Below are 17,473 nucleotides of genomic sequence, written 5' to 3'. Positions count from 1 at the left end.
CACCACGCGCCGCAAACTCAGGAGTCAGACATCAAGAAAACTGCCCAGACGGTAGCCACGTTCTGCAATCGCATACTTGAGCGAGGCCGACGTCAGCACGTCCAGTTCAGTCAAGCGGGGGTAACAATAGGCGCTCTGACGGATAATATTGTCAATAAACGCCGGGTGACACATCACTTCCAGTGAGGATTCTCCACGTTTTGCTGAAGCATCGAGAGCCTGCAGGAACAACGCTTCCGAAATCGCATCTCCGTAAAACTCACTGCTGAACCCTTGCGAGCTACGCAGCGTCGCCGGAAGATCGCCTGCCTGGAACACCGGCTGACGATCAATGCGCAGCGCAAGATTACGCTCTGCGGCAAATCGCGCGACAAGGGGGAAGATCTGCGGGAACATATGCACATGGTGATGGCTATCCAGGTGCGTCGGCTCCCGTCCGAACAGGTCGATGAAACGCTGGTACTGACTGGCAAGCTCACGGGCGATTGCATCCAACGGCAGCGTATCTTCCTCTGCCATCTGCCAGATCCATTTTCCCAGACGCCCTTCACGGGTTAATCCCGGCATCTCGGTCAGCGGTTTTCCCAGCGTCAGAACAAAGTGCATCCCTACCGCCAGCGTCGGCAGATCGCGGCTTAAGGCGACCGCATGCTCAATGGCATCACCGTTCACCAGCGCCGTGGTCGAGGTCACCACACCGTGGCGACAGGCCTCCACGATGCCGTAGTTTTGCCCTTTGCTCAGACCAAAATCATCCGCGTTTACAATCAATAAGCGTTCCATAGCCGACCTCTTTAGTGTTGTGCGTCTTTAAGCTTCGCAATGCACCCGGCAAAGTTTGGCAGCCACTTTTCGTGCGCCAGAATCAGTTCACGCGCCAGCCCTTCTGCGTCGTGGTCTGAGTGCACCAGCGGGCTCAGGTTCAGCGCCAGCAACACATCGTTAAACTCACCACTCAGCGCCGCGTTACTGGCAGCGACTTCAAAACCTTTGATGGTATAGATCAATCCCAACACTTTCTCGTCAAAATGGGTGATACGCGGCGTCGGCGTTGCCCCATTGCGACCCAGCGTACAGGTCATCTCTACCGCCCAGTCGGCCGGAATGTTATCGACGTGGCCGTGATGCGGAATGTTGACGTAATGCTCGGTTTGCTTGTCATTAAAAATGGCATTGATGACTTCACAGGCGGCGTCAGAGTAGTACGCGCCACCGCGCTGCTCCAGCTCCTTCGGCTTGACGTTCAGCTCCGGGTTCTTATACAGATCGAACAGCTGTTTCTCGACCTTCTGTACCACCTGAGCCCGCGCGCCCCCCTTGTAGTATTCGCCTATCTCGATCGCCAGCATCTCTTTTTGCTTGAAGTAGTACAACAAATACGAGCATGGCAGCAGATTCAGAGAGCGAATCAGCCCTTCGCTGAACGGCAGATCGAAAATGTTTTTCACCGTGGAGGCTTTAAGTTGGCCCGAGGCTACGCCATCCAGCAGTTCGGCAAAGCGTGACTGCCCGTTGACGATCACGTCTTTAATGAACACCATGTGGTTGAGACCAAACAGGTCGATCGACAGGTCATCACTCTCTTTCAGTGCCAGCACATCGTGGATGAACATCTTCATCCCGACCGGAATGTTGCACACGCCAATAAAGCGTTTGAAGTTCGTATGACGATAGACCGCTTCGGTCACCATGCCTGCCGGGTTAGTAAAGTTGATCACCCAGGCATTCGGGCACAGTTCTTCCACATCGTTAATAATGTCGAAAATCACCGGGATCGTGCGCAGCCCTTTGAACAGACCACCGGCACCGTTGGTTTCCTGGCCCAGGTAGCCGTGACTCAACGGAATACGCTCATCCAGTTCACGCGCTTTCAACTGTCCTACGCGCAACTGCGTGGTTACGAAATCGGCATCTTTCAGTGCTTCGCGGCGATCCAGAGTTTTAAACACCTTCATCGGCACGCCTGCTTTTTCGATCATACGCTGGCAAAGTTGATAAATAATATCCAGTTTCTCTTCACCGCCTTCGACGTCAACCAGCCACAATTCGGAAACCGGCAGCTCGTGGTAGCGTTTAATAAATCCTTCCAGCAATTCCGGGGTATAGCTGCTGCCACCACCAATGGTGACGACTTTTAATTTCTGGCTCATCGTTTCTCCCTTCAGTGCTTAACACTGGCGTGAATGATGCTCTGCCCTTCTGTCAGATATGACGCAGACGTCCCGCGTCACTAATGGGCAAGCGTAAACCTGGTTGTTGAGTAAAATAATTACTGATTATATTGCGTGAGTTTTTTTCTGTAGCTATTAGGCGTAAATGACGTCATTTTTTTAAACGTCTTAATAAACAGACTTGGACTACTGTATCCCGCTTCATACGCAATATCTGTTACGGAGTAGTTAGTCATCTCCAGCTGTTTCTTGGCAAAGTTAATGCGAATTTCATTAATTAATTGCATCGGCGTTTTGCTGTAATAACGCTGGGTCGCTCGCGTCAGGTATTCCTGAGATTTTGCCGACAGGGAAACCATATTTTCCAGCGCGTTTTCACCAAACTGCGCTTTATCATGCATGGTTTCCACGGTGGCTTTCAGCCACTGCGGAATATCATCCAGAACCTGTTCTTCACGATAATGGCGCAGGCGGTTGATAATGTAGAAGGTGACCACTTCGACAAACTCTTCCAGCCCGGTATCACGAAAGTTGAGCGAGGCAATAACCGTTTCGACATAGGTTAAAAATGCGCTGTTGGTGCGATAGACCTGCGATGCCACGAAACAGAACGGCATGAGCGGGCTGTAGTGCTGTTCAAAAAAACGTTTACTGATGCCAACGTTGAGAATGCGCGTCGAGCCGAACTCGTAGAAGCTCTGATGGTGCGAACCGAGCGGAACAAACACAAAGTCACCCCGTTCCAGCAGCACGCGTTTACCGTTGATCTCCTGGTAATAGCGCCCCGTGAGCACCAGTGTAAACTCATAGTAATCGTGCTGATGCAGACCACAGGCGCTCTCTGTCTTGTTGTAGATAAAGACATGGAAATTTTTACCGTTAAACAACTGTTGTTCACGGGCAATGGTGATTTCCGGTGCGGTCGCCTGATGTTGCATCATCAACTCCTTACTATTTCAGCTTCTCGTGAAGCTCAATCAACTCTGCCACCAGTTCGCGTGCCAGCATTGACGTCATCAGGTGATCCTGTGCGTGAACCAGAACCAGACTGACTTTCATTTTACCTTCGCCCTGATCGCCTTCAATCAGTTTCGTCTGCACCAGATGGGCTTCGTTCAACGCCATGCGCGACTGCTCCATCATCGTTTTCGCGGCGTCGAAGTCGCCCTGCTTCGCCTGTTTTAAGGCCGCGTAGGCCAGGCTGCGCGCCTGTCCGGAGTTGATGATAAGCCCCATCACCACTTCTTCGAGCTCTTCGGCTTCGGTTTGGGTATCAGTAATATTCTCGAGATCCATCATAAATCATTCCTCTTTGACGGCCCGGCATGCGTTGCCACATGCCGGGTTAAACTTAGAATTTCAGTGCGTTAGCGATATCTTCTTCGCTCTCTTCTTTGTCGATTGCGTTTTGCGCTTTGTTCGCAACCACCACGAACGGCAGGTAAATCAGCGTCGCAATCCCTAAGTTGAACAAGGCGACCAGCAGAGCCGCAACGCTCCCGTTGGTGTTAAAGAACGCCCCCAGCCCGGTTGGCATGGTCCACGGTGCGATGTTCGTAATTGGTGGGATGATCCCCAGGTAATACGCTATCAGCGTGATCGCGGCCAGAATCGGCTGAACCAGAATGAACGGGATGAACATCACCGGATTCATGATGATCGGCAGACCAAACAGAATCGGTTCGTTAATCTGGAAGATACCTGATGGCAGAGCCAGTTTCGCCACCTGACGGTAATCCGCGCGGCGAGAGGCGATAAAGATAGCCAGGATCAGACCCAGCGTTGCACCACTACCGCCGAGGAAGATAAAGGAGTCGAGCATCGGCTTCGCCCAGACGTGGAACGTCTTACCGGCAGCCAGCGCGGCATCCACTGAACCGTACTGCTGATAGATAGCGATGTTTTCCAGCGCCCATGGGGTCATGATACCGCTGTCGAGCGCCGTCAGCGCCAGGGAACCGTGGATACCGAAGAACCACAGCAGCGGAACAAAGAGTACATACGCCCAGCCTACCACACTGCCCAGCGAAGCCAGCGGTGTCGAGATGGTGTCCATAATAATCTGGTGGAAGTTAGTTCCCCAGGTCGTCAGCGCCCAGGCGATGATCCCCATAATAGAGAGGATAATAAAGCCTGGAATCAATGCTGAGAATGAACGAGAGACAGATGCCGGTACGCTATCGGGTAATTTAATGACCCAGTTGCGATGGACAATAAAGGTAAACATTTCGGCGACCACCAGACCGATAATAATACCGGAAATGATATTCGCGCCGCCCAGCCAGTTCGCCCCAACCGCATAGGCTTCACCCACGCTATAAGGCGTGACGGTCATAAAGGCCGCGACCGATAACAGGCCGGCCGCCAGGGCGTCGACTTTACGCTCTTCCGCCAGCGCCATACCGATAAAGAATGGCGCCATCAGTGACATAATACCCAGCGTACCGTTATAGACGTTTCCGCCGATGCCCTTCAGACTATTGAGATTTTCAATGGTTGACGCATCCAGCCGAATACCGAGGGAATAAAAAAACGACCCCTCCCCAAAGCTCAGGAAAACGTTATTGATTAATACAAACATAGCCCCCGCGAGGGTTAATGGCATTAAACGAATAAAACCGTTTTTGATTGCATTAACGTGTGGCTGCTTTCCTATTTTGACAGCAAAAGGAAGGAGTACCTTTTCAAGTGAAGCAATGACGTTACTCATAGAAAAATACCCTTAAAAACCGCAATTAATTATTGCGGTATATGTAAATGAAATAACTCTTTGACGGGAAAATTTAAAATATTAATTTGCAGCGGCTTTTTTAATTGCTGCAACTGCAGCCTTAAGCACGCCTAAACCATCGACTTTGCCATACAGCAGCGAGTCAATCACTTCTACAGGTTTGTTCGGTAACAAACGCTGAATTTCGGGCAACATATAACCAATTTGTGGACCTAATAATACAACGTCAGCATTGGGTCCTTTTTCTCCGGCAAGGGTTTCCGGGAATGCTTCAATAATAACCGGGACTTCATACTTTTCTGCCTGCGCGCGCATCTTTGACACTAACAAAGAGGTAGACATACCCGCAGAGCAAAACAGATAAATGTGTTTCTTTTCCATTCAGACCTTCCTCATGTGCGATTATCTGTCAACCAGCCACGCCGCAAGTCTCTACCTGCTTCTATGCTCTGGATAACCTGCGTAACCGAAAACTTATTTCTGTGTCTGAAATGAGTATACGGCATCGCACCTGCTGATGGTATTTCCTTGACCAACTAAATTGTCTCTCATTGACCTGGCGTTATGACCCCCTTCACACTTCGGGTAAATAATTCGCATCAATAAATAAGATCATCTTCGTTACAAAAAAACCGGCCAGGGGCCGGTTCGTTGACTTGTACAGGCAGTAGACAGTTATTGTGACTTCGCTGCCTGCGGGTCGGTATCGTATTCAGCGCAGCTCTGGTAGCCTGAGTTGATCACATGACCGGTATCATCCAGCGCCACGAAATAGGTCTCTGCTTTACCATCACGTTGACCCAGGATGTAGGTCTGGCAGGTACCACGAGCATGGATCATGCTCACCTCAGACGACGGTTTTCCGGCAATCTGTGCAACCTGCGCGCGGCTCATGCCTTTTTTCACATCTTTGACCACAGGCTGGACAAATTGGTCTTTGGTACGGTCGTACGCCGTACACCCTGCCAGCATCGTTAATACAGCTGCTGCACTGAAAATTCCTGCAATAGTCCTGTTCATTTTCCGTCCTCTTGTTTATCAGCGTGTTATATAAGCCTGGAATACATTTTGACATTTTTCAAGCTAACGCTTAGCACGCGAATATTTTGCCAGATTCCGTTCAGACGGCAGGATGTCGTTTTAAGCGCCACTCAGCCTGCGTTCACTTGTCGTTTTCACAGCAAAGGGTTAGCTTTAACACAGTCTGATTTTATTCTTTATACATTGGGGAGGGGGTAAATGACTCTGCAACACGAGATCATCAAAGCGCTTGGTGCAAAACCGCACATTAATCCAGAAGAGGAAATTCGCCGCAGCGTGGATTTCCTGAAGGCATATCTGCAACGTTATCCCTTCCTGAAAAGTCTGGTGCTGGGCATCAGCGGAGGACAAGACTCGACTCTGGCAGGCAAACTTTGCCAGACCGCCATTAGCGAGTTGCGTGCTGAGACCGGTAACGACGCACTGCAGTTTATCGCCGTTCGCCTGCCTTATGGCGTTCAGGCTGATGAGCAGGATTGTCAGGACGCCATCGACTTTATCCAGCCGGACCGCGTGCTGACCGTCAATATCAAAGGTGCGGTACTGGCGAGCGAACAGGCTTTGCGTGAAGCCGGTATTGAACTGAGCGATTTCGTTCGTGGCAATGAAAAAGCCCGTGAGCGCATGAAAGCACAGTACAGTATCGCGGGCATGACCAGCGGCGTGGTGGTGGGTACCGATCATGCGGCGGAAGCCATTACCGGTTTCTTCACCAAATACGGAGACGGCGGTACGGATATTAACCCGCTGTTTCGCCTCAACAAGCGCCAGGGGAAACAACTACTGGCGGCATTAGGTTGCCCGGAGCACCTTTATAAGAAAACACCCACCGCGGATCTCGAAGACGATCGCCCTTCTCTGCCGGATGAAGCCGCGCTGGGCGTGACCTATGAGAATATTGATGACTATCTGGAAGGAAAAGCGGTGGATGCCGCTATCGCGAAAATCATTGAAGGCTGGTATCTGAAGACAGAGCATAAACGCCGTCCGCCGATTACCGTGTTTGATGACTTCTGGAAACAGTAAGCATGAACCGGCCGGATGGCAACGTCATCCGGCTTTCGCGCCGCAGTCGCCCACGCCCTCTCTTTTTTCATCGTAATAGCACTGCTATACTGGATGCATAACCAGCATCCGGAGTTTACCGTGGCACGGCGTCAATCAGTTCCTCGTCTTGAGTTTGAAGCAGCAGCAGTTTACGAATATCCTGAACATCTGCGCCCTTTCCTGGAGTCGCTCCCGAGCGTGCCTGGTGTTTACCTGTTTCACAGCGAAAGCGACACCCTGCCACTTTACATTGGTAAAAGTGTCAATATCCGCAGTCGGGTACTGTCGCATTTACGCACACCGGAAGAAGCCGCCATGCTGCGCCAGTCCAGGCGTATCTCCTGGATCGGTACCGCCGGTGAAATCGGCGCACTATTACTCGAGGCACGGCTGATTAAAGAGCAACAGCCGCTATTTAATAAACGCCTGCGCCGCAACCGCCAACTCTGCGCATTAACGCTCCGGGATGGAAAAGTGGATGTCGTCTATTCGCGTGACGTTGATTTCTCCCACGCTCCGGATCTGTTCGGTCTTTTTGCCAACCGCCGCGCCGCGCTTGCCGCCTTACAGTCACTCGCTGACGAACAAAAATTGTGTTACGGGCGACTGGGTCTTGAACCCCTGAGCCGTGGCCGAGCCTGCTTTCGCGCTGCGCTAAAACGCTGCGCTGGCGTCTGCTGTAATAAAGAATCGCCACAGGAGCACGACGCCCGTTTGCAGGCATCGCTGGAAAAACTGCGCGTTATCTGCTGGCCGTGGAAAAACGCCATTGCGCTCAAAGAGAGTCGTGCGCAAATGACCCAGTATCACGTCATTAACAACTGGCTGTGGCTGGGAGCGGTCGATACGCTGGAGGATGCGGCGACGCTGGTCCAGACGCCAGCCGGTTTTGATCATGACGGTTACAAGATTCTCTGTAAGCCGCTCGTTGCCGGAACCTGTGAAATTATTGAACTGAATCCGGGGAATACCCCTGCAGCCAGGTGATCTCGCTGAATAACAGTTTCCCTTCTGCTTTCAACAGCCGTAGCGTATGTTTTCCGTCGTGCCAGCAGGCGCCCTGATCGGCAGTCAGGAGTTTATCGCCCAGTTGCCAGGCTCCGCTAATAACAAACACCACGCCGCCGCGTGAGCCAAACGTGGTAAAGGTTCGGTCGGCCACCCGCACTTTCGCCTGGCAGGAGTCACGCCGGGTCATGATATTAAAATCCATCGACATCTGTCCTTCCGTCAGTCTGGCCTTCACCACACGCTCGCCGGCAAAGGTAAACGGCTGGTGCTGCTTAAGGGTATGGCTGAAGGCGCCCTGACTTTCCAGCGTCACTTCGCTGCCTTCCAGCAGGGTAATCACCCGCTCGATACCAGGAAAGAGCGAAAACTCGCCATTACCGGCGATAGAAGCAATGCTGGCACGCCAGTGAAAATCGCGGGTCGCCGGAGGAAAACAGCAAATTTCACGCGTTTCACCAGCACCGTTGCGCCAGAGACTGACCGGCATCTTGCGGATATCAAAGTATTCCATCATCGCTCCTGATAAACATTATGCGGCATAATAAAGCACAACGTCGTTATCGGCAGCCATGATGATTTTCCATAGGGTATGAAAAAGAAAAAACCGCCGATCCTGTCCATCGCCTCAGTGGAGAGGATGGACAAGACCGGCGGTCTTCGAATAAGTCTGCTCAGCGATTACTCAGCAGGTACAGGCATTTTACCGTCACGCGCCGGACGTTCTGTCAGACGCTTCTCAAAATTGGCATTAAACTGTTTTTTCTGTTCCGGGGTCAGAATGTTGTAGATCTTATTCTGCGTTTCCATGTGTGCCAGCATGTTCGCTTTGCGCTGTTCTTCCATCTTCGTAATCTGCGCTTCTGCTTTCGCTTTATCGAAGGTATCGCTGGCAATGATGTCGTGCATTGCGCGGCGTTCTTCAACCGGCGGACGCTTCATCTGGTCACGCTTATCTTTCATGATGTCGCGAATCTGTTGTTTCTGAGCATCGGTCAGATTCAGGTCTTTAAACATCATGTCATGATGTGGGCCGAATTTACCTTTATGCTGCATCATCGGTTTGGCGTCTGCCGGTGCCGCGGTGGTGGTATCCGCTGCGTGAGCCAGGTTCGCAGCGCCCAGTGCCAGAGTTGAAGCCACAAACAGTGCAGTTAATTTACGCATAATCTTTATCCTTCCTTTCAGTTATTTTACGGCTTTCTTGTCACTTATGAAGAAGTACAGTGCCGTGTTGACGAGATTAACTTTAACGGCTTAATCGTCAATTAGTCAGAGCATCAGTAAAACAATGAAAGTGTAAAAAACATTTTTTCGCCAATTGTGGAGAAAAAAAGAAATTATTGCGAAGAGTTGAAAGAAAAAATGACAACAGCATGATTTTGCAGGGAATATGAAGAACTATACCTGAGCGCTGATGATAAATAAAGCAGCTCTCCAGGAATAGTCCGGATTAATTTCCTGGCGCACGATAAATTAACACCCACAGGCCCTCGCCTGCGGGAAACAGGTTAGCGCAATTTCTCCAGCATCAGGCCCGCACGTAATCCCGGCGCCACGCCAGGGTTGGGAAAAAGAACGTATTCCACGTCATGAGTGACGACAAAGCGCTCGTCGCCCTCTTCCGCCAGCAGCGTTCCGGCGGTAAAGGGAGTGAAGTTGAGCGTCTGGCTGTCCATGTGCAGTACAAATGCGTCGCTGCGTCGGGTGATCTGCGACACCACCTGATAGCGGACTGGCGGAGTGCCGTCTGCCTGGTCAATTTGCCCCGACAGTAAACAGGTCAGCGCGGCAGACGTCGGCGCAAACTGGCGGAGATCGTTGTGACCGAATGGCAAGGCTTTGCCAAGCTCCAGGGTACAGGCGAGCGCACCGAAGTGTTGAGCACTAAAGTGGGTAAACGTGCCTCCCGGCGTTTGATGAAACACCAGCGCTTCCAGTCCTGCGGCACCCAGCCAGCCAAGAAACGTCTCATCCCAGGGGATGGGACGCTGTGGCAACACGCCGAAGCGCAAATGGTAAGAACCACGGATGGCGGTATGTAAATCGAGATGCCAGCGCACCGACTCCGTGCCCGTCGCATAAAAATTTTCCAGACACTGTTCCAGTTGACGTGCGCGCTGCGTCTCACCGCTTTCGGCACACTGTTGCCAGCGCCCGCCAAACATCCGGTTCATATCGCTGTGGCAGTAGCGCTTCCCGGCAGCCAGCGCCTGTGGGTTGCCGAGGATCACCAACAGCCGCCAGCGTAGCGTTATCTCCCCCTTAGACAACGCCAACAGCAGCGTATTGAGCATCTCCACCGGCGCGGTTTCGTTGCCATGAATACCGGCGGAGATCACCAGCGCACGGTCGGTCACCGTGACGGGGGTGAGTTCGAGAATACCGGCGTCAACCCAATGCCAGCGAAATCCCGCGCCTTCGCCTTCCCGAACCTCCGGCATCGTTCCCGCCAGCGTGGCGGCGAGGAAATCATCCATGCCCGCCTCCCGATTGCTGGAACGGATAGACAGAACCAAGCTGCAACAGTTGAGTCAGTGAATCCAGCGCTTCGCGCCCTTCACGCAGCAGTTGCGGGTCGGCGAGATCCGCGGCGGTCAGGCGATCGCGATAGTAGCGATCCACCCAGTCGTTGAGCGTCGTAAACAGAACGTCATTCATTATTACCGCCGGATTGACCGCCTGGTATTCTTCTGCGGTCAACACCACTCGCAGCCGCAGGCAGGCTGGCCCACCGCCGTTTGACATGCTCTCACGCAGGTCAAACACCCGCATGTCGCGGATCGGGTTATCGGCTTCCAGCAGGTTCGTCAGATAGCGCCATACGCCCGCGTGTTCGCGGCACTCCTGTGGCAGGACCAGCATCATCGAACCGTCATCGCGGCTCAACAATTGACTGTTAAACAGATACGTCGCGACCGCATCCGGCACCGACACGTCAGCTGCTGGCACCACAACAGGGGTAAAGCCGGGCACCCGGGCGCGCAGTTGATTCATAACCTCATTTTGTCTCGCAAAGGACTGTTCATGACAGAACAGCACCTCCCGGTTCGCGACCGCAATTACATCGTTATGAAACACACCAAGGTCGATGACCTCCGGATGCTGCTGAGCAAAAATACACTGCTGTGGATTCACCTGATTCAGGCGAGCTACCGCCTCGCTGGCTTCACGGGTTTGACGCGCCGGATAGCGGGAAGGTCGCGTATTGCTGCCCTCTTCACGCCCGTAGACAAACAGCTGCGTTCCCGGCTCACCATACTCCCCGCCGAGGCGATTATGGTTAGCCGCCCCTTCATCGCCGAGCATCGCCACCTGCGGCAGCGCGGAATGCACGGCGAAATAACGTTCATCGCGGAAGATCGCCCGCAGCAACGCCTCCGTGGTGGGCGCCTCGAGTGAACGGTGGAATTTATTATTGAGGTTCGCGACCGTCAGGTGCACTTTGCCATCCAGCGTATCCGCCGACGGCGCCACCGTCGCCGCGTTGGCTACCCACATCGGCGATGCGGAGCTGACGCTGGAGAGCCAGTGCGGCGCCTGACGCGCCACTTTCTCAATCACCTGCTCATCGCTACCGCTAAATCCCAGCTGGCGTAATGCAGGAATAAACGGCCGTTCGTGCGGCGGGATCACCGCCTGCGGATATCCCGCATCCGCCAGCGCCTTCATTTTAAGCAGTCCCTGTTTCGCCGCCAGACGGGGATTTGAAACCTGATGACGATGCCGGGTGGACGCCTCGTTGCCGAACGACAGCCCGGCATAATGATGCGTCAGCCCTACCAGCCCATCGAAATTGACCTCACGTGCTTTCATACGGACTCCTCACGCGAAAAATCGAGGCCGGGGCTCAGCGTGGCTGGCAACGTCAGCGCCGGGGATTCCAGACTGGCCATCGGCCAGGCGCAATAATCGGCGGCATACCACGCGCTGGCGCGATGGTTTCCGGAAGCGCCTACGCCACCAAACGGCGCGGTGCTGGCAGCGCCGGTGAGCGGCTTGTTCCAGTTGACGATCCCCGCGCGTGCTTCCAACAGTAACTGGTCGAACTGCGCACGATCGGGCGAAACCAGTCCACATGACAAACCAAAGCGGGTGTTATTGGCCATCGCGATCGCCTCGTCGAAACGCTCATAGCGCCAGACGCCAAGCAGCGGACCGAAGACCTCTTCATCGGGCAGATTTGCCACGCCCGTCAGCTCAATAATGCCAGGTGACAGCAGTGAGGTACCGGCCTGTAACAAACGCGGCGCCAGCAGCGTCTGTCCGCCGAGAGATTCAAGCTGTTGCCAGGTATCAAACACATGACGCGCCGCCTGTTCGGTGATCAGACCGCCGATAAACGGCTGTGGCTCATCGTCCCAGCGACCTGGCTGGATACGCTGGCTGACGGCCACCAGCCGGGCGAGAAATGCGTCACCCTGCGCGCCTTTTTTTACCAGCAGGCGACGTGCGCAGGTACAGCGCTGTCCCGCCGTCACAAACGCGGACTGAATAGTCAGGTGCACCGCCGCATCGATATCCTCTGGATCCTCAATAATCAGCGGGTTGTTGCCGCCCATTTCGAGAGCAAGGATTTTTTCCGGTTGTCCGGCAAGCTGGCGATGCAGTTGATAGCCCGTATTCGCACTGCCGGTAAACAGCAGTCCGTCGAGAGCATCCAGCGCGCTCAGCGCCTGTCCTGTTTCCCGACCGCCCTGCAACAGATTCAGCACGCCATTCGGTAGACCGGCCTGTTCCCAGAGCCGCATCACCGCTTCTCCGGTCCACGGCGTCAGTTCGCTGGGCTTAAAGAGGATGGTGTTACCCGCCAGCAGTGCCGGCACAATGTGTCCGTTCGGCAGATGTCCCGGAAAGTTATAAGGGCCAAATACCGCCAGCACGCCATGCGGGCGGTGACGAAGCGTCGCCGCGCCGTCGGGCAACTCACTCTGATGCTCGCCGGTGCGGGCGTGATAGGCCTTGATGGAAATCGAGATTTTGTTGATCATCGCCGTCACTTCCGTCGCCGCTTCCCAGCGTGGCTTGCCGGTTTCACGGGCGATAATGGCGGTCAGATCCGCTTTATTGCTCTCCAGCAGCCCGGCGAATTTTTCCGCAATCGCCTGCCGCTCGCTGAAGGGGCGTCTGGCCCAGGCCGGAAACGCGGTGCGGGCAGCACGAGCCGCCTGCATCACCTGCGCGGCATCGGCATCGTGACCTTCCCAGAGCACGTTGCCCTGCACAGGATCCTTCTTCACCCGACGTTCACCCTGACCGGTCACCCAGTCACCGTTAATCCATAAAGTCATACCGTTTTCTCCTCTGCGCAGAGACGGACAAAACGAACCCGATCGCCTGCGTGACATTTCAGGGCATCCAGCTGCGCGGCGGTCAGTACCAGCCTTTCTGTATGAGGATCGGCGCGCACCAACATGACGCGGAAGTGGTGGTAGTTTTCATTCGCCACCAGGCAGGCCGGGAAATCACCGGTTGCGGGCTGCCCTTCGACGACCTCTATCAGCCGACTTTTGCGGATCGCCCGCACCCGGTCGATATCACACTCCAGCGTCGGGCCACCGTCGAAAATGTCGATGTAGTTACGATAGCGAAACCCTTCTTTCTCCAGCACCGCGCGCGCCGGAGCGGTTTGCGGGTGCACTTCGCCAATGACTGCCTGCGCCTCGTCAGAGAGGAAGTGGGTATAAATCGGATGCTTGGGCATCAGTTCGGCGATAAACGCTTTCTGCCCGGTACCGCAGAGAAAATCAGCTCGCGTAAACTCCATCGAGAAAAAGCGTTTCCCCAGGCTTTGCCAGAACGGGGAATAGCCGTGCTCGTCGATCACGCCGCGCATTTCCGCGACCACTTTTTCATTAAAATGGTCGCGAAACGCGGCCATAAACATGAAGCGCGATTTCGACAGCAAATAGCCGTTGCCCTCTTTGCGCCAGTCGGGATCGAGGAACAGCGTGCACAGCTCACTGCTGCCGGTGTGATCGTTACTGAGAAACAGCGTCGGCAGCGCGTTATAAACGTTCAGCTCTTTTGAAGCATGCACCAGCGTCCCTACGCGATAGTTATACCAGGGGTCGTTAAGCCCCACGGCGACTTCAATCGCGCAAATCCCCGCCACAGTGCCGGTTTCCAGATCCTCCAGCACAAAGACATAGCCTTGTTCACTTTTCGGCAATTCGCCCCGCCAGGTTTTCAGGGAGCGATCAATACGCGCCGCCAGCGTGGCTTCATTCGCGGGTAATGAGGTCAGCCCACCACCGGTTTTACTGGCCAGTTGCATCAGCGCGCTAATATCAGCATGCTCAATGGGACGGATCACCATCATGATGAACCTCCGGCTTTAATCTGTTCGCAGGCCAGCGCAAAACGGTCGAGCCCGCTGGCGACCTCTTCCTGCGTGACGTTCAATGCCGGTGCAAAACGCACCACGTTGCCCCCGGCAATCAGCACCATTACGCCCGCGTTCGCCGCTTCCTGGGAAATCTGTTTGGCTTTTCCGGCGAACGTATCATTCAGCACGCAGCCAATCAGCAGTCCCAGACCGCGGATTTCACTGAACAGTCCGGTGTGCAGGTTAATGGCGTTCAGACGCTCCACAAACCAGTCATGGCGCTGTTTCACCCCGTTCAGCATCGCAGGCGTATTGATGATATCGAGTAATTTCCCGGCAACGGCAGTCGCCAGCGGATTACCGCCATAGGTTGTGCCGTGTGTCCCGACGGTCATCACGCTGGCACATTTTTCACTGGCCAACAGCGCGCCAATCGGGAACCCGCCGCCCAGCGCTTTGGCGGTAGTCAACAGATCCGGCGTCACGCCATAGTGCATGTAAGCGTACAGTTCGCCGGTGCGCCCCACGCCAGTCTGTACTTCATCAAAAATCAGCAACGCATTATGTCGATCGCACAGCTCGCGAAGCCCTTGCAGGAAGGCCTGGGTTGCAGGTACAACGCCCCCTTCCCCCTGCACCGGTTCGACGATGACCGCACAGGTGGTATCGTCAATCAGCGTGCTGGCAGAGTTAATGTCGTTGTAGACGGCGTGGCGGATATCCGGCGGCAGCGGCGCGAAATCCTGCGAATAGGCCGGTTGTCCTCCGGCGCTGACCGTGAACAGCGTACGACCGTGGAAGGCGTTCTTGAACGCGACAATGCCGCTCTTATTGCTGCCGTAGTGGTCGTGCGCATATTTGCGCGCCAGTTTCAGCGCCGCCTCGTTGGCCTCAGCCCCGGAGTTGCAAAAGAAGATGCGATCGGCAAAGGTGGCGTCGATTAGCTTTTTCGCCAGTCGTAACGCTGGCTCGTTGGTGTAGCCGTTGCCGGTGTGCCAGAATTTGCTCGCCTGCACATTCAGCGCTTCACGCAGTTCCGGATGCGCGTGTCCCAGGGCATTGACCGCAATGCCTCCCGCGAAGTCGATATACTCTTTACCCTGCTGATCCCACAAGCGTGAACCTTCGCCACGGACCGGAATAAAAGGCACCGGTGCATAAACGGGCATCATCCATTCATCAAAATTTTCACGCGTAATTGACTGAGACATAGCGACCTCATCGGTAAATAAATAGTTATTTATATGTTAATAAAAAGTAGTGTTTGCGCTGTAAATGTAGATTGCAGTCTTCGTGCCAGCCAGTGGAAAAAATGCATAAACGGGTGTGTGGAACGGAAAATCAACGAGTTATAGCCCAGCGATATTCACTATATGTGCATAGAAAGTGAATATGTTTGCGTGAAAGAGGAATAAATAGAGGAAAAACCGCAATATTATGCACAGTCCAGATATAATTCTGGAAATGTGATCATCTACGAAATTTACAGGAAATTACTGCGCCATTTTGACGCAATCCGCCCTAAAACAGGGCAAGCATTGCCCCATTGTTAACACCACTCACACCCATTGCCGGAATCTCACCATTATGGGCAGTCAGTTTGCGGAAATTCTGCTACCATCCATGCACTATTCATCCTGTAAAATGGCAGCGACTATGAAATTTGTCTCTTTTAATATCAACGGCCTGCGCGCCAGACCACATCAACTGACAGCCATTGTCGAAAAACACCAACCCGATGTCATTGGCCTGCAGGAGACAAAAGTTCACGACGACATGTTCCCGCTCGAAGATGTCGCAAAACTCGGCTACAACGTTTTCTACCACGGGCAAAAAGGTCACTATGGCGTGGCGCTGCTGACCAAAGAGACCCCCATCGCCGTGCGCCGGGGTTTTCCCGATGATGGCGAAGAGGCGCAGCGCCGCATCATCATGGCGGAAATCCCCTCTCCGCTGGGCAACCTGACGGTAATCAACGGCTACTTCCCGCAGGGTGAAAGCCGCGACCATCCGATTAAATTCCCGGCCAAAGCGCAGTTTTATCAGAACTTACAAAACTATCTCGACAACCAACTGAAGCGCGACAATCCGGTGCTGATCATGGGGGATATGAATATCAGTCCGTCCGATCGGGATATCGGCATTGGCGAAGAGAACCGCAAGCGCTGGCTGCGCACTGGCAAATGTTCGTTCCTGCCGGAAGAGCGTGAATGGATGGACCGCCTGCTGAACTGGGGCCTGGTTGACACCTTCCGCCACGCGCACCCGGAAACCACCGACAAATTCTCGTGGTTTGATTACCGTTCGAAAGGGTTTGATGATAACCGCGGTCTGCGTATCGATTTGCTGCTGGCAAGCCAGCCGCTGGCGGACCGTTGTCTGGAAACCGGTATCGACTATGAAATTCGCAGCATGGAAAAACCGTCTGATCATGCGCCGGTATGGGCGAAATTTAAGGTCTGATGCTCAACCGTGAACGCCAGAAAAATAGGGCTTGCGGGCGCACTGATCCTCTGTCTTGCCGGGGTGCTCTGGGTGTTGCCCCCCGGCCTGCTCACGCTGGAGACGCTTAAGCGCGAACATTCACTGTTGGCGGACTGGCAACGCCTGTCCCCTTTTCTCAGTGCAAGCCTCTATTTTCTGCTCTATACCGTCGTCGCGGCGCTGTCGATTCCTGGCGCGGCGCTGCTGACGCTGCTTGGCGGCGCGCTGTTTGGCCTCTGGCAAGGCACGTTGCTGGTCTCTTTTGCCTCAACGCTGGGCGCCACGCTCGCCATGCTCACCAGTCGTTACCTGCTGCGTGACTGGGTAGCGCGGCGGTTTTCCCGGCATATGGCCACGGTGAATCACGGGATGGCGCGGGACGGCGTCTTTTATCTTTTTGCGCTACGCCTGATACCCTTGTTTCCATTTGTTGTCGTCAACCTGCTTGCAGGTCTCACCACCGTTGGCGTGCGCCGCTACTGGTGGGTCAGCCAGTTGGGGATGCTGCCTGCCACCGTGGTTTATCTGAATGCCGGACGCCAGTTAAGCCAGTTAACATCAATACGTGACATTATTTCTCCCGCTATGCTGACCGCTTTTGCTCTGTTAGGGCTATTACCACTGGCCTCCCGTTGGCTGGTCACACATTTTTTTCAGGAGTAA

The 17,473-nt window shown here is 54.1% G+C and carries 18 protein-coding genes; 4 read left to right on the top strand and 14 right to left on the bottom strand.

Features of this window, described 5'->3' with window-relative positions; genetic code table 11:
* Positions 1 to 24 precede the first annotated feature (24 nt).
* From chbG to osmE, 7 genes are all read right to left on the bottom strand, one after another.
* On the bottom strand, positions 25 to 783 hold the full coding sequence (chbG, locus tag AOY24_RS11115) for a chitin disaccharide deacetylase (protein ID WP_044327540.1): 759 nt from the start codon (positions 781 to 783) through the stop codon (positions 25 to 27).
* A gap of 11 nt (positions 784 to 794) precedes the next feature.
* Positions 795 to 2,150: a 6-phospho-beta-glucosidase gene (locus AOY24_RS11110; protein WP_043000889.1), complete on the bottom strand. Its 1,356-nt coding sequence runs from the start codon at positions 2,148 to 2,150 to the stop codon at positions 795 to 797.
* Between the two features lie 119 nt (positions 2,151 to 2,269).
* On the bottom strand, positions 2,270 to 3,112 hold the full coding sequence (gene chbR, locus AOY24_RS11105; protein WP_080343308.1) for a transcriptional regulator ChbR: 843 nt from the start codon (positions 3,110 to 3,112) through the stop codon (positions 2,270 to 2,272).
* 10 nt (positions 3,113 to 3,122) lie between these two features.
* On the bottom strand, positions 3,123 to 3,470 hold the full coding sequence (chbA, locus tag AOY24_RS11100; protein WP_043000891.1) for a PTS N,N'-diacetylchitobiose transporter subunit IIA: 348 nt from the start codon (positions 3,468 to 3,470) through the stop codon (positions 3,123 to 3,125).
* A gap of 52 nt (positions 3,471 to 3,522) precedes the next feature.
* Positions 3,523 to 4,881: a PTS N,N'-diacetylchitobiose transporter subunit IIC gene (gene chbC / locus AOY24_RS11095; protein WP_044265468.1), complete on the bottom strand. Its 1,359-nt coding sequence runs from the start codon at positions 4,879 to 4,881 to the stop codon at positions 3,523 to 3,525.
* Between the two features lie 81 nt (positions 4,882 to 4,962).
* Positions 4,963 to 5,283, bottom strand: coding sequence for a PTS N,N'-diacetylchitobiose transporter subunit IIB (chbB, locus tag AOY24_RS11090; protein ID WP_042319411.1), 321 nt, complete (start codon positions 5,281 to 5,283; stop codon positions 4,963 to 4,965).
* Between the two features lie 294 nt (positions 5,284 to 5,577).
* Positions 5,578 to 5,922, bottom strand: a complete 345-nt coding sequence (osmE, locus tag AOY24_RS11085) for an osmotically-inducible lipoprotein OsmE (protein ID WP_043000893.1) — start codon at positions 5,920 to 5,922, stop codon at positions 5,578 to 5,580.
* A gap of 219 nt (positions 5,923 to 6,141) precedes the next feature.
* Between osmE and nadE the strand changes: the two genes are divergently transcribed.
* Together nadE and cho are read left to right on the top strand one after the other, a co-directional pair.
* Entirely contained in the window at positions 6,142 to 6,969 is an 828-nt protein-coding gene (gene nadE / locus AOY24_RS11080; protein ID WP_044254823.1) for an ammonia-dependent NAD(+) synthetase, read from the top strand.
* A 93-nt stretch (positions 6,970 to 7,062) separates the two neighbouring features.
* A complete protein-coding gene (gene cho / locus AOY24_RS11075) occupies positions 7,063 to 7,977 on the top strand; it encodes an excinuclease Cho (protein WP_080721763.1) in 915 nt (304 codons plus the stop codon).
* Here the strand turns inward: cho and ves are convergent.
* The 7 genes from ves to AOY24_RS11040 form a co-directional block, all read right to left on the bottom strand.
* Positions 7,937 to 8,512, bottom strand: a complete 576-nt coding sequence (gene ves, locus AOY24_RS11070; protein ID WP_043000895.1) for an environmental stress-induced protein Ves — start codon at positions 8,510 to 8,512, stop codon at positions 7,937 to 7,939. The genes cho and ves overlap by 41 nt on opposite strands.
* Positions 8,513 to 8,679: 167 nt before the next feature.
* A complete protein-coding gene (gene spy / locus AOY24_RS11065; protein ID WP_043000896.1) occupies positions 8,680 to 9,165 on the bottom strand; it encodes an ATP-independent periplasmic protein-refolding chaperone Spy in 486 nt (161 codons plus the stop codon).
* A 344-nt stretch (positions 9,166 to 9,509) separates the two neighbouring features.
* Positions 9,510 to 10,478 (bottom strand): succinylglutamate desuccinylase, encoded by a 969-nt coding sequence (astE, locus tag AOY24_RS11060; protein WP_054176633.1) that lies wholly within the window; start codon positions 10,476 to 10,478, stop codon positions 9,510 to 9,512.
* Positions 10,471 to 11,814 (bottom strand): N-succinylarginine dihydrolase, encoded by a 1,344-nt coding sequence (gene astB / locus AOY24_RS11055; protein WP_054176632.1) that lies wholly within the window; start codon positions 11,812 to 11,814, stop codon positions 10,471 to 10,473. The genes astE and astB overlap by 8 nt, the downstream gene beginning before the upstream one ends.
* Positions 11,811 to 13,289, bottom strand: a complete 1,479-nt coding sequence (gene astD / locus AOY24_RS11050) for a succinylglutamate-semialdehyde dehydrogenase (protein ID WP_054176631.1) — start codon at positions 13,287 to 13,289, stop codon at positions 11,811 to 11,813. Before astD ends, astB begins: the two co-directional genes overlap by 4 nt.
* Complete coding sequence (gene astA, locus AOY24_RS11045) at positions 13,286 to 14,320, bottom strand: arginine N-succinyltransferase (protein WP_054176630.1); 1,035 nt, start codon at positions 14,318 to 14,320, stop codon at positions 13,286 to 13,288. Before astA ends, astD begins: the two co-directional genes overlap by 4 nt.
* Positions 14,317 to 15,537, bottom strand: a complete 1,221-nt coding sequence (locus AOY24_RS11040) for an aspartate aminotransferase family protein (RefSeq protein ID WP_054176629.1) — start codon at positions 15,535 to 15,537, stop codon at positions 14,317 to 14,319. The genes astA and AOY24_RS11040 overlap by 4 nt, the downstream gene beginning before the upstream one ends.
* A gap of 445 nt (positions 15,538 to 15,982) precedes the next feature.
* Here AOY24_RS11040 and xthA point away from each other — a divergent pair, with 445 nt between their 5' ends.
* Together xthA and AOY24_RS11030 are read left to right on the top strand one after the other, a co-directional pair.
* Positions 15,983 to 16,789 carry an exodeoxyribonuclease III gene (gene xthA, locus AOY24_RS11035; protein ID WP_043001945.1) on the top strand — a complete coding sequence of 269 codons (807 nt, stop codon included), beginning with the start codon at positions 15,983 to 15,985 and terminating at the stop codon, positions 16,787 to 16,789.
* Positions 16,790 to 16,798: 9 nt separating this feature from the next.
* Entirely contained in the window at positions 16,799 to 17,473 is a 675-nt protein-coding gene (locus AOY24_RS11030) for a TVP38/TMEM64 family protein (protein ID WP_044254837.1), read from the top strand.

The organism is Citrobacter sp. CtB7.12 (assembly GCF_001297795.1).
Classification (GTDB): Bacteria; Pseudomonadota; Gammaproteobacteria; order Enterobacterales; family Enterobacteriaceae; genus Citrobacter_A; species Citrobacter_A amalonaticus.
The sequence above is the reverse complement of the archived record's forward strand: the minus strand, read 5'-3'. Positions and strand labels throughout refer to the sequence as shown.